This window comes from Clostridium sp. CM039 (assembly GCF_055081075.1).
In genome coordinates this window covers 1,548,134-1,561,413 of the sequence record NZ_CM143649.1, presented here as the reverse complement: position 1 = coordinate 1,561,413, position 13,280 = coordinate 1,548,134, and the positions used below count along the sequence as shown (strand labels likewise).

At 31.2% G+C, this 13,280-nt stretch carries 11 protein-coding genes and 1 pseudogene; 6 read left to right on the top strand and 6 right to left on the bottom strand.

Annotation, left to right across the window (positions count from 1 at the left end):
* Nucleotides 1-242: 242 nt before the first annotated feature.
* From ACWJJ2_RS07340 to ACWJJ2_RS07330, 3 genes are all read right to left on the bottom strand, one after another.
* Entirely contained in the window at nucleotides 243-917 is a 675-nt protein-coding gene (locus ACWJJ2_RS07340; RefSeq protein WP_216303526.1) for a helix-turn-helix transcriptional regulator, read from the bottom strand.
* Between the two features lie 135 nt (nucleotides 918-1,052).
* Nucleotides 1,053-2,309 carry a dicarboxylate/amino acid:cation symporter gene (locus ACWJJ2_RS07335; RefSeq protein WP_216303525.1) on the bottom strand — a complete coding sequence of 419 codons (1,257 nt, stop codon included), beginning with the start codon at nucleotides 2,307-2,309 and terminating at the stop codon, nucleotides 1,053-1,055.
* Nucleotides 2,310-2,331: 22 nt separating this feature from the next.
* The gene (locus tag ACWJJ2_RS07330; protein ID WP_220320249.1) at nucleotides 2,332-3,516 is read right to left on the bottom strand and encodes a MalY/PatB family protein; all 1,185 of its coding nucleotides are present in this window, start codon (nucleotides 3,514-3,516) and stop codon (nucleotides 2,332-2,334) included.
* A gap of 314 nt (nucleotides 3,517-3,830) precedes the next feature.
* Here ACWJJ2_RS07330 and ACWJJ2_RS07325 point away from each other — a divergent pair, with 314 nt between their 5' ends.
* Nucleotides 3,831-4,682 carry a polysaccharide deacetylase family protein gene (locus tag ACWJJ2_RS07325; RefSeq protein ID WP_216303523.1) on the top strand — a complete coding sequence of 284 codons (852 nt, stop codon included), beginning with the start codon at nucleotides 3,831-3,833 and terminating at the stop codon, nucleotides 4,680-4,682.
* Nucleotides 4,683-4,831: 149 nt separating this feature from the next.
* Here the strand turns inward: ACWJJ2_RS07325 and hcp (ACWJJ2_RS07320) are convergent, their stop codons facing one another.
* The 3 genes from hcp (ACWJJ2_RS07320) to ACWJJ2_RS07310 all read right to left on the bottom strand — a co-directional run bounded on the left by hcp (ACWJJ2_RS07320) (nucleotide 4,832) and on the right by ACWJJ2_RS07310 (nucleotide 8,237).
* Nucleotides 4,832-6,550, bottom strand: coding sequence for a hydroxylamine reductase (gene hcp / locus ACWJJ2_RS07320; protein WP_220286611.1), 1,719 nt, complete (start codon nucleotides 6,548-6,550; stop codon nucleotides 4,832-4,834).
* A gap of 193 nt (nucleotides 6,551-6,743) precedes the next feature.
* The gene (locus tag ACWJJ2_RS07315; RefSeq protein WP_462954115.1) at nucleotides 6,744-7,301 is read right to left on the bottom strand and encodes a hemerythrin domain-containing protein; all 558 of its coding nucleotides are present in this window, start codon (nucleotides 7,299-7,301) and stop codon (nucleotides 6,744-6,746) included.
* Nucleotides 7,302-7,526: 225 nt separating this feature from the next.
* Entirely contained in the window at nucleotides 7,527-8,237 is a 711-nt protein-coding gene (locus ACWJJ2_RS07310) for a Crp/Fnr family transcriptional regulator (protein WP_220286613.1), read from the bottom strand.
* Between the two features lie 268 nt (nucleotides 8,238-8,505).
* Here ACWJJ2_RS07310 and hcp (ACWJJ2_RS07305) point away from each other — a divergent pair, with 268 nt between their 5' ends.
* The 5 genes and pseudogenes from hcp (ACWJJ2_RS07305) to ric all read left to right on the top strand — a co-directional run bounded on the left by hcp (ACWJJ2_RS07305) (nucleotide 8,506) and on the right by ric (nucleotide 13,271).
* Nucleotides 8,506-10,152, top strand: coding sequence for a hydroxylamine reductase (gene hcp, locus ACWJJ2_RS07305; protein ID WP_462954114.1), 1,647 nt, complete (start codon nucleotides 8,506-8,508; stop codon nucleotides 10,150-10,152).
* A gap of 389 nt (nucleotides 10,153-10,541) precedes the next feature.
* Entirely contained in the window at nucleotides 10,542-10,760 is a 219-nt protein-coding gene (locus ACWJJ2_RS07300; protein WP_220320245.1) for a YuzB family protein, read from the top strand.
* A 78-nt stretch (nucleotides 10,761-10,838) separates the two neighbouring features.
* A pseudogene (locus tag ACWJJ2_RS07295) lies at nucleotides 10,839-11,027 on the top strand (anaerobic nitric oxide reductase flavorubredoxin); the annotation flags it as partial.
* 265 nt (nucleotides 11,028-11,292) lie between these two features.
* Nucleotides 11,293-12,525, top strand: coding sequence for an FprA family A-type flavoprotein (locus ACWJJ2_RS07290; RefSeq protein ID WP_462954113.1), 1,233 nt, complete (start codon nucleotides 11,293-11,295; stop codon nucleotides 12,523-12,525).
* Nucleotides 12,526-12,545: 20 nt separating this feature from the next.
* Nucleotides 12,546-13,271: an iron-sulfur cluster repair di-iron protein gene (gene ric, locus ACWJJ2_RS07285; RefSeq protein WP_462954112.1), complete on the top strand. Its 726-nt coding sequence runs from the start codon at nucleotides 12,546-12,548 to the stop codon at nucleotides 13,269-13,271.
* Nucleotides 13,272-13,280: the final 9 nt, after the last annotated feature.

Genomic DNA, 13,280 nt, shown 5'->3' with positions numbered 1-13,280 from the left:
GCGCGATAATTAATGATGCCCGTAACTTACTCGGAAATGGTGGGTATTAAATTCAAAGCGTAGATATGACAGGCGCCATCGCTGAAGATGAAGGGATGGTATGTGGAGGAATCATGGAGGTAATAATAGAGTCTTTTTAAACATCACGAGTACGGTTGCATTTATTTTTAGTTAAATAAAATATACTTGTCCATATCTAAAGGTTACAATTAAAATAATTACAAAAGCTATAAGTCTTAATCTTATTCTTGGTTTTTTATTTTCTGAACATATCTATAAATGGTGGCTTCTGATGAGCCTAATGTTTTAGCAAGTTGTTTAACGGCACCTTTTAATAGAAAGATTCCTTTTTGATGAAGTTCCTCGACTATATGAATCTTATCTTCTTGTTTTAAATATTCAATAGTAATACCTTTAGAAGAGGTTATTTTATTAATTGAACATTGAGCTAATTCTTCAATGATTGAAGAGAGATTTTCTGATTCACTATCATCTTTACGTTCTAATTCAGGTTCTTTTTTATAAAGAGAATATACCTTTGAAACAGTTTCCATCAAAGTATTAAGTGCTGTTTCATCAGTGTTCACAGATATAAGACCAATTAAATTCATATCATCATCTCTTATAAAAAAAGTTGATGAACGTAGGGAGTTATTTATTTTATTATCTCCGTTATAATTAGTAATAAAATCATTTTTTTCATTTGAATTTTCTTTTAGTATTTTTAAAATTAAATCTGTTGCAGGAGCACCAACTTCTCTTTTGGAAATATAGTTATTTTTTATACTAATAATAGAATGGTCTAAATCTGTTAAGTCGTGTAAAGCCACTTCACTATTTTTACCCAAAATCGCAGCAATAAAATCTACCAACGGAATATATTTATTTAATTTATTCTGTATAAGTTTAGATGACATTTTTTCACCTCATAAATATCTTTATATTTAGCCTTGTGCATATTGCAAAGTGTTGTCTTTATAGAATTTTAACTGAAGAGATATAATTCCAGTAAGTGTTATATTTTCACTGGAATTATAGTACTATCTCCTAACTTACATAAATGATTCTGTTTCTATATGAGATATTTTATTAGTGGCAATTTTTTTATCAGCCCAGTTTTTACCTTCAATAATGCGAGAAATAATCATTGCAACCCCAGTATCACCAGTAGCGTTAATTGCTGTTGCTGGTGCGTCTGTTATTGTTCCAATTAAAACCATAATTGGAATTGAAACAGCCGGAAATCCAAAAGCAGCTACAATAAATATTTCTCCAACATAGCCACCTGCCGGTATTGCACCCATTACTGATGAGGCTACTACAGATACTACAATAGCAGTCAATAAGTTTTTAGGATCCAGAAAGTTAATGTTAAAAATAGAACACATAAATGCAATTTTTAAAATTGAAATTAAACACGCTCCATCTTTATGAAGATTACAACCCATAGGAATAGTAATATTCTTAATATCTTCTGGAATGCCAATGTTTTTTGAGGCAATAAGATTACTCGGAATACTTGCAGCACTAGAGCACGTACCTAAAGATGTTAAAGCTGGCGGAACAATGTGTTTCCAAAAATTTCTAATTCCTCTATTCCCATCACCAATGAAAGCGAAAATAGTATTTGCTAAAAAGAAATATATTAGAGCCGCTATAAAATATATTATTAATGCTCTTGATAGTGGTCCTGCAATTTCATCACCATACTGCCCAATCAAAGTAGCGAAGAATGCACCTAGTCCTATTGGGGCTAAAAGCATGACATATCCAACCATTTTCATAATAACACTAGATAGTGAGTCAAATAATTGCATTACAGGTTTTCCTTTTTCTCCTATAGCAACAGTAGATACTCCAAAAAACATAGAAAAAACAATTAAAGCCATCAAATTTTTTCTTGACCATAACAGTGAAAAGTCATTTACTGTAAACATCGATAAAAAATTACTACTGCTCGTCATATCCTTTACTGTTTCATTCATAACGATATTTGCTCCATGAGCTGGATCAAACACTCCACAGATGACAGCCATATAAACGCTGGCTATGATTTCTGTTACAATAAACAATACCATCATGATAGATAACACTTTACCAAGTTTGTGCAAATTCTCCATATTAGCAATGGAAGATACTAAAGATACGAAAATCATAGGGACTACACAACAATATAATAAATTTAGAAAAACATCTGCTATAGGAGTAAGAAGTACAGCTTTTGGTCCAAGTATCCATCCTACAATGGACCCTACTAACATTCCCCCAAGGAGGATAAAAGAAAATTTATAATTCTTTAAAAACTTCATTAGTGTTCCTCGCCTTCTATTTTTACAAAGAATTGATATTCTTTATGATGTTGTCTACAGCCATTTCAACATATTTGGGATCAGTAGCCATATTGAGTCTAACAAAACCTTTGCAATCTTTACTAAACAATTCACCTAAATCAACAGCAAGTCTACATTTGTCCTGTATAAAGGTTTTTGTGTCCTTAGGATCTATATATTCTCGTAAATCTAACCAAGCAAGATAGGTTCCTTCTAATGGCGTAATAATTATTTTTGGTGCTTTTTCATTTAGTCTGGTTTTAACATAGTTATAATTATATCGTATTACATCTAGCAAAGAATCTAACCACTCTTTTCCATGACTATAAGCAGCTTCTGCTGCAGTGAGTCCCATGATATTTACTTCTGTTTGATTAACAGTTTTTGCATAAGCGTCATATTTAGCTCTTATTTCTTCATTGGATATGATTATATGGGAATTTAATAACCCAGCTAGATTGAAAGTTTTTGACGGTGCTGTAACTGTTATTAGATTATCTGCATACTTTCCGCAACTTACAATCGCTGCTGGAATTTGAACATTTTTTCCAACTATAATATCCTGATGAATCTCATCTGAAACAACAAGTACATTGTGTTTTTTACATATAGACAAAACTTTATCCAATTCTTCTTCTGTCCAAACTCTACCAACTGGATTATGAGGAGAGCATTGGATAAATAATTTGACGTCGTTTTCAACAATATTCTTTTCAAAATTCTCGAAATCAATAGTATATACTCCGTTAGTATTAATTAATTCCGATGTAATCAATTTTCTTCCATTATCGTTTACCGCATTGTGGAAGGGATAATAAACTGGAGTAATAATCATTACTGAGTCATTGGGTTTTGTAAAAGCATTAACAAACCAGTATAAGGCAAGAACAACACCAGTTGAAAAACGCATCCATTCTTTATTTATCTCATAATTATGTTCATTCTTTTCCCACTTAATGAAGGCATCATAATAGGATTCAGGTACATAAGAATATCCAAATATTCCGTGTTCAATTCTTTTCTTCAGTGCATCAACTACAACTTCAGGAGTTTTAAATTCCATGTCTGCAACCCACATAGCAATTAAATCTTTATCACCATAACGCTTATCTAGTGCATCCCATTTTAAGGAGTTTGTCCCTAACCTATCTATTGAATACTTTTCACAAAATTCTTTGATATTCATTATGAAAGCTCCTTTTTTTTTATAAATTAGCTATTGCGTAAACTTCGACTAATACTTTTTATACGTTTACAATATTATATAAACTAAATAGCCATTAATTTATTATAACAATATATTATCATAGCTGTAAAAAAACGTCAACATAATAAATTATCTTAATCTTGATAAATTTTTATTAAAATTAAGATAATTTATTTTAGAATAATTTATGGATTCGAAGCATATGGTTATGTGAAAGATGAAATATTGGCTGAAGATTATTTAGTTTTTGTACTAGAATTAATGGTTAGATATAACAGGGGGAGAAAAGAATTATGAGAAGAAAAAGTAATGATTTTAATACAACAAGTAGCACTGTAAATATAGTGTTTTTTATTGTATTATGCAGTTTATTTTATACAAGCTATACATGGTTTTCTAAAGGGGCGAAAGCCGCTAATGCCGCTAATGCCACTAATGCCACTAATGCTGCAAATGTTGCAGCTGATTATGATATACAAAAAATATCGGCCATAGCTAGCTGCAAAGGGGAGAAGGATGGCAAAAAAATGGCATTTCTTACTTTTGATGATGGGCCGTCTACTACGGTAACACCTCAAGTACTAGATGTATTAAAAAATAATAACATAAAAGCGACCTTCTTTACAGTTGGAAAATTTATAGAATCTAATAATTCGAGTAAAGAGATTATAAAAAGAATTTTCAAAGAGGGACATGCTATAGGAAATCATAGTTATAGTCACTCATTGAAAACCTTATATCCCCATAACAGACTTGATGTAAGTACTTATATGGCTGAAATTGAGAAAACTAACAATATCTTAAAAGATATTTTAGGACAGGATTTTAATGACCGAGCAATAAGGATGCCAGGTGGTTATATGTCTAGAGTGTACTATAAAGATCCTAAGTTGATTGAATTGAACGCTAAGTTAAAAGAAAAAGATCTGTATAGTATAGATTGGAATGCATACATTTTCGATGCTGAGGGTAAAAAGAAAACTGCACCCGAATTAGTAGAGGCATTTAAAAAATCTGTAAGTACACAAGAAAAAGTAGTAGTATTAATGCACGATACCTATGGTAAGGAAGAAACTGCAAAAGCATTACCTGAAATTATAGACTATCTAAAAATAAATGGATATGAATTTAAGATTATAAAATAACTTTAAATATGTTTGGAACATAATGGTATAATTGACTTAGAAGTGTTGCCTAATTGTAGGAAAATAAGAAAATTATAAATTTAACTAAAAAAGCACCCATAAATGAGTGCTTTTTATTACTGATATTAAGAACAAAGGTAATTCTAAAATTATGCTCCCATAAACATTTTTATATCATCATCTACATTACTTATTCCACCAATACCAAAGCTGTCAACCAATACCTTTACTACGTTTGGTGATAGGAATGCTGGTAGTGTTGGTCCTAAATGAATATTTTTAACTCCTAAATGCAGTAATGCAAGTAATACTATAACTGCCTTTTGCTCGTACCATGCAATATTATAAGAAATCGGAAGTTCATTTATATCATCTAATTCAAATACTTCTTTTAGTTTAAGTGCAATTACTACTAATGAGTATGAATCATTACATTGTCCTGCATCCAATACTCTTGGAATTCCACCAATATCACCTAAATTTAACTTGTTATATTTATATTTCGCGCAACCGGCTGTAAGTATAACTGCATCCTTTGGTAGCTTTTCAGCAAATTCTGTGTAGTAATCACGGCTTTTCATTCGTCCATCGCAGCCTGCCATTACAAAGAATCTCTTTATTGCTCCAGATTTAACAGCGTCCACAATTTTGTCCGCAAGAGCTATCACTTGATTATGAGCAAATCCTCCTACTATTTCACCTTTTTCAATTTCTTTAGGTGCCGCACATTTTTTAGCCTGTTTAATTATTTTAGAAAAATCTTTTGAATTTCCATTTATTCCATCTGCTATATGCTTAACGCCTTCAAAACCTGTTAATCCTGTAGTGTATATTCTATCTTTATAAGATGCTTTTGGAGTTACAATACAGTTTGTAGTCATAAGTATTGGTCCATTGAAGCTTTCAAATTCCTGGTTCTGTTTCCACCATGCATTGCCATAATTTCCAACTAAGTGCTTGTACTTTTTAAATGAAGGATAATAGTTAGCTGGAAGCATTTCACTGTGAGTATATATATCTACTCCCGTGCCCTCCGTTTGTTTTAATAACTCTTCCATATCTTTTAAGTCATGTCCACTAATTAATATAGCGGGATTATTTTTAACTCCTATATTAACTTTTGTTATTTCAGGATTCCCGTAACTCGTAGTGTTCGCCTTATCAAGTAAAGCCATTGCATCAACACCATACTTACCACATTCAAGTACTAAGGCCACAAGTTCATCAACGCTTAAATTATCGTTAAGCGTTGAAGCTAACCCCTTTTGAGTGAATGCATGAAGCCCATCATCGTTGTATCCAAGACTACTCGCATGCTTAGCATACGCAGCCATTCCCTTCAGTCCGTAAATAAGCAATTCTCTTAAAGATCTTACATCCTCATTCTCTGTTGAGAGTACTCCAACTTTTCCTGCTTTTTCATCAAATGCTTTTAAGTCATTAGAAAACCAAACTGCTGCATCGGGTAAGTTTAATTCCTCCTCTTTGCCAAATCCAAACGTATTAAATATCCTTGTAAGCCAACTAGCATTTTCGCCTTTATCACTTAACTTAATTCCAGCTTTAAGAAGCTGACCTTTTACTTCTTCCCTTAATCTTAAACCTTCTCTTATTCTTTTAATAAATACATTTCTATCAAAATTTGCATTAGTTATAGTTGCAAATAAACTTTCCATTATAAAAGCATCTACTTCTTTATTAACGATACCATTCTCTCTAGCACGTACACTGTATATAGATATTCCTTTAGTTATATAAATTAGCAGGTCCTGAGCTTTTGCGAGACTTTCAGTCTTACCACAAACTCCCTTTACCGTACAACCTTTGCAATTAGCTGCTTCTTGACATTGATAACAAAACATAGCCATATTAATAAACCTCCATTTTTCTCTTTTGTAAGCACTGGTTGTGCCTGTTCTATGTGATTATTATACTGATATATAATCATGTTGTCGGTAACATATGTTACTAACTTATTTTATTACTATACGATGTCTAGTGTATTTTTGTTTCTTCTAATTTTCTGTGTACAACACTTGCCTCTTTTATGTATGTTTAAAATTAATCTAAATACTTCTTCTCTAATTCTTCTAAAACACTTATATATTCTTTTTGTAATTGATTTTTAGTTGCCTCTAATTCAATATTTTCACAACTTACATTTACGCCCTCCATGTCCACTTGGCTTAATGCTCTTCTAGCAAAGGTATATATCAATTTATCTTCTTTATCAATATGTCTTGTTAACAGATTAGCATAGCATACGGAATTTGCGATTATATCCACTCGTGAATCTAAGTCACCATTTTTAACTCTTAAAAGAGCTTCTTCTAAAAGCGTTATATGTTGCCTTCCTAAATCATGTTCTATATACATTCCAGATAAGGGTCCTTTTACCATATTTTGCCCTAGTTGAGTTTCCATCTTCTTAAAAAGGACAACCTCTTCCTTATTGTGATGGTGCTTATCGGCATAGTTTCTAACAAATAGAATCATCTTTTCAAAAGATACAAAATCAACAGTATTGCTATTTAATATTTCTACGCTTAATATCTTAAATAATTTTAATCCACGTAAAATATATTTATGTTCGTCCATCATTAAATCTATTGCATCCATAATTAATCCTCCTAATTTTTTCAATTCAATATTTATTTCAAATTATAATTATATTATTAACTTGTTTAATAATATAATACTAGTTCTTATAGTGTAGAACAGTAGATTTCATACTCCTATGTTATAATTCTACTTAACTTTAATTTGAAAAAATATGATTTAAATCAAAATTATAAAAAAACAACCTAAGGCTTATGTAATAGGCCTTAGGTTGCTTGAAAATTACTATTCTACATATGATTTTAATATATCTAATTGTTTTATAATTACCACTTTATTACCCTTAAGGATGATAATACCCGACTCTTCAAATATACTGAGCTTCCTGCTTATGGTTTCTCTCGTTACCCCAACATAATTTGCCATCTCTTCCCTATTTATAGGTAAGTTGATTTGCAAACCCTGATTTGTAGCAACTCCATACTTTTCACCAAACTCTAAAAGCATAAACGCAACTCTTATTTCTGCATCATTAGTAGCCAGATTTTGGGCAAGATTTTCAGTCTGAGTTAGACGCTTTGAAATAACTTGTAATAGCTTTATTGATATTCCTGGGTTGCTCATGATAATTTTATCCATATCTTGTTTGGTTAATGTACATATTTTAACATCTGATATGGCGTAAACATTAAAATTATATATTTCATCACTACTGAACAGGCTTAGTTCTCCAAAGAAATCTCCACTAGTGAAGATATGAACTATTTGCTCTTTACCCTCTTTTGTTAACTTAGATATTTTTACTTGACCTTCATTAATAATAAATAATGTATCTGATTTTTGTCCTTGGCTACACAGCATATCTCCTTTTTTATAGAATTTATGCCCTGTCATATCAACAATTTTTATAAGTTCATCGTCAGAGAGGAATGAAAATATAGGTACCTTCTTAGCACATAGGCTATGATTACAATTTCCACAACTACACTCTTTCATATATATCACCTACCATTTAGTATAATAACATCTTTAATTTAGCCCAGTCAAATAATAATCAGTATACTTTTCTATTACTTAAAGATGTTGATCAAAGGATGATAGTGTCTTATCAAAAATGGAAATATAATTTAAGAATTAGAGAAGATAACCAGAGATTTCAATGCTTCGGAAGGGGTATATGAATATTCTCATTAATATCGTGTATAATCATGCCAGTAATGTGCAAAATATTATATAGAAGTTTTAAAAATTAGGAGGGTTACATATGCAAGGAAAAATGTTTTGTTTTCAATGTGAACAAACTTTCGGCGGAAAAGGTTGTACCAAAGTAGGAGTCTGTGGAAAAACGCCTGAAATTGCAGCAATGCAGGATTTGCTCATTTATCAGTTAAAAGGAATAAGCTGTTATGCTACTAAACTTTTAGCCAAAGGCGAAAAAATTGATAAGTCATGGGTTTCATTTATTGAAAATTCATTGTTTATGACATTAACTAATGTAAATTTTGATCCTGAATCTCATATGGATATGCTTAAAAGATCTCAAGTAATAAAAGAGGATGCCAGGAAAAAAGCAGCAGGGGAAGAAGTAAATTCTGAGGAAGCTTTATATAATTTAAGTGATACTAAGCAGCAGATACTTGAAGATGCTAAAAAAGCTGGCGTTATGTATAATGAAGACTTAGATGCTGATATCCGTTCAGTTCGCGAAACTATAAAATATGGATTAAAAGGGATTGCAGCTTATGCACACCAAGCTAGATGTATTAAATATAATAGCGATGAAGTAGATGATTTTTATTTTATAGGCTTAGCAGTAATGACTGATGATAGTTTAAATCTACAAGATCTTATCAAGTATTTAGTTAAAACTGGAGATATGTGTGTTAAGGTTATGGAGGTATTAGATAAAGCCAATAATGAGAAATATAATTCTCCAACACCTACAAAGGTTAATGTAAACCTTAAAAAGGGTCCATTCATTGTAGTTTCTGGTCATGATTTAAGGGATCTTGAAATGTTACTTGAGCAAACAGAAGGCAAGGGAATAAATATTTATACACATGGTGAAATGTTACCATCGCATGGATACCCAAAGCTCAATAAATACAAACATTTAGTAGGTAATTTTGGAGGAGCATGGCAAGATCAACAAAAAGAATTTGATGGTATACCTGGTTGTATTTTAATGACAACAAATTGCTTAATGAAACCAAGAGATTCTTATAAAGATAGAATATACTCAACAAGTGTTGTTGGTTGGGATGGTCTAAAACATATATCTAATGATGAGAATGGATATAAAGACTTCTCTGAAATGATAAATAAAGCACTAGAACTCGGTGGATTTGAAAAAGATGAAGAAGTTAAAGAAATTCTAGTAGGATTTGGTCATAAAGCAACTTTAAGTCATGCTGAAACAATAGTAAATGCAGTTAAGGAAGGAAAAATTAGACACTTCTTCTTAATTGGAGGATGTGATGGTGCAAGACCAGGAAGAAACTATTACACTGAATTTGCTCAGCAGGTGCCTAAAGATTGTATTATTCTTACTTTAGCTTGTGGAAAATATCGTTTTAATAAGTTAGAGTTTGGTGAGGTAGCAGGACTTCCAAGATTACTAGATGTAGGTCAATGTAACGATGCATATTCTGCTGTGAAAATAGCCTCAGCACTAGCGGATGCATTTAAATGCAGCATTAATGATCTACCACTGGCAATTGTTTTAAGTTGGTATGAGCAAAAAGCTGTTGCTGACCTATTGGCATTACTTTCACTTGGAGTGAAAGGGATTTACCTTGGACCAACGCTTCCAGCTTTCTTAAGCCCTAACGTATTACAATTTTTAGTTGATACTTTTGATATTAAACCTATAAGCAATCCAGAAGATGATTTAAAACAAATACTCGGATAAATGATATTAATTTTATAATTATAATTTAAAATAAACGGCTGCTAAATGTAATTTGAATACATTTAGCAGCCGCTTATTTTACGTTTTTAGATTTTTTGTGACTTCAATCATATTCTAATGAAAAACAAATATGTATAATCAAAATAATATAGTGTCAATAATAAAAAATTCATTATAAAAACAAGTGATTTATAATCGAGGTCGAAGATGTAAGTTATTAGTAAATAACTTTAATTAAAAAAGGGAATATTAAAAGCAAATATTAAAAGCAAATATTAAAATGAAGTGGTGATAAAGTAAAAATATTTATTAATACAAAGGTAAAATATAGATAGTTGATGAGTTGTTGGATAAATTAAAGAACAATAAATAATGATGGAGGTATAAATATGACAGATATTAAATTTTGTGAGAATAACTTTACTTTTGGAACAGATGAAACTATGAAAAAATTAAAAGAGAACTATCCAGGTGTAGATATAACAGCTGAGGAATGCCTGGGATATTGTGGAGATTGCGCAGTGGGACCTTATGCTTTAGTAGATGACGAACTGATACAGGCTGGTACCGCAGATGAATTATATAAGAAAATAAAAAGCATGATGTAAGAAACAGATAAAACTATATTTTAGGATATTCATTTTAAGAACAATACCTTATTAAAAAATATATGAGAAGGGATTTTAAATCTACCATTAGATATGATTTGCCCAAGTCATGGAATTATTTGGAAAGATAATCCGCTTCAAATTGCAAATAAATATATGGAATGGGCAAAAGATTATAAAGAAAATCAAGTTACAATAATTTATGATACTATGTGGAATGCTACTAGAATAATGGCAGAGGCAATAGCTGTCGGAATAAAAAAACTGTGGAACCCTGATGAAGTAGGGCTAGACAGGTGTAAAGATTTTGGTAAGAGTATAGGAAAATCATATTGAAAGTCAAGGAGCTCTAATCACAAAGTGATTAGAGCTTCTTGACTTTATTGCATTCAATCATAATGATACTTATTAAATAACTTCATTATTTTTAATTTTTGATTTAAATCATATTTTTATAATTAGAATAAATCTAGAATAGAGCCATAGGAAAGCAAGAACATATGAAAATAAATTAATATTGGAGGGACACATTATGAAGAAAAACATTATGCTAAGTGAAAAAATATTTTGGGTTGGTAAGGTTGATGATAGAGAGGTACCTTTCCATAGACTAACTTTAACTAAAGGAACCACTTATAATAGTTATTTATTAATGACTGAAAAACCTACAGTGATTGATACTGTTGATATAAGCTTTGGTAGAGAATTTGTAGAAAATTTAAAGAATATAATTGAACTTGATAAAATTAAATTTATTGTAATTAATCACACTGAACCTGATCATTCTGGTGCCCTTGGGAGTTTGGCGGCTAGAGCTAAAAATGCAGTAATTGTGTGCACAAAGCTGGCTGTAGCTGAACTTAAGGAAATGTATAATCTTCATAATAGAGAATTTTTAGTTGTGGGGGATGGGGATACTCTTGATATAGGCGGCAAGACCCTAAAATTCATAGAGACGCCTTATCTTCATACGCAGGAGACTATGATAACTTATTGCATCGATGATAAAATTTTATTCCCTTGCGATATCTTTAGTACCCACGTAGCTAACTATGAGTATTTTAATGATATGGCAAAAGACGATATCAATGATGACTATATTGGCTACTACAAATTAATAATGCACCCACATAGAAGATATGTTCAGAATATGATCGAAAAAATTAGAGATTTAGACATAAAGATAATAGCACCATCCCATGGATTTATTATTAGAAATAACGTTCAAAGTTTTATAGATATTTATGATAATATGAGTAAGAATACAGAGGTAGGTAAAAAAACACTTATTTTATACTCTACTATGACAGGTAGGACAAAAAAAATTGCTGATATTTTTAAGAAAAAATTTGAGGAGCAAAATATAGCTTCCCAAATCATTGATGTAAATAAAATACCAAAAGAAGAAGTAATGAAGGCTATCAATGAAGCCGATGCAATTTTCTTTGGCAGCTCTACCAAATATGCAGATATGATTGGAAATATGGAAGATATATTGAAGAATCTTCATGAAATAAATCTAGAAGATAAGATAGGGGCGGCATTTGGTTCTTATGGTTGGAGTGGAGAAGCTGTGGAAGTAGTTCAGGATTACTTGAAGGAAACCGATATTAAAGTTTTGAATACTTCTGATGTAATTAAGTCGACTGGTATGGTCGATATAGAATTCCCACTAAGGATTAGGTTTTCACCAAGCGAAGATAACATAAAGAGCATTGAAAGGGCAGTTGTCTATACTGCTGATTTATTACTTAGTACAATTTAAAATATGAGGAGGTATTTATTATGGGAAAAATTATAAATAAAAATCAAAGCCTTGGAGAAATAGTTTCAACTTTCCCAGGTTCTACAGAGACCTTTAACCGGTATAAAATAGATTATTGCTGTGGTGGACATGATACGTTAGCGGAAGCCTTGGAGGTCATAGATTTAGACGCTGATGAAATTATTGAAGAACTTAATAACGAGTACGAGGAGTTTATAAAAACTAATTCAGAGTATAAAGACTGGAGAAAAGAAAAACCTTCCACCTTAATAAGACACATAGTAGATACACATCATGAATTTACCAAAAAACAGCTTAAAGAAATAGATACTCTATTATTAAAAGTACTCAAGGTACATTTTAAGCTTCATAGTGAAGAACTATTAAAGGTGCACAAATATTTTGGAACATTGAAAACAGAGCTAGAAGAGCACCTTATCAAAGAAGAGGAGAATTTATTTCCCCTTATTGAAAATTTTGAAATAACAAAGGATAATAGTGTCTTATCAAAAATACATCAGGTAATAAAGGACACGGAGGATGAGCATGATGCTGCTGGAAATATATTTAAAGAATTAGAGAAGATAACCAGAGATTTCAATGCTCCAGAAGGGGCTTGCACTTCTTTCAAGCTTGTATATACAAAACTTCATGACTTAGAAAAAGATTTATTTATTCATATTTATCTGGAAAACAGTGTTTTGTTTAATATGCTTTGGCAGAAAAAGAGTTGCTCTATAAATTAATTTTTAGAG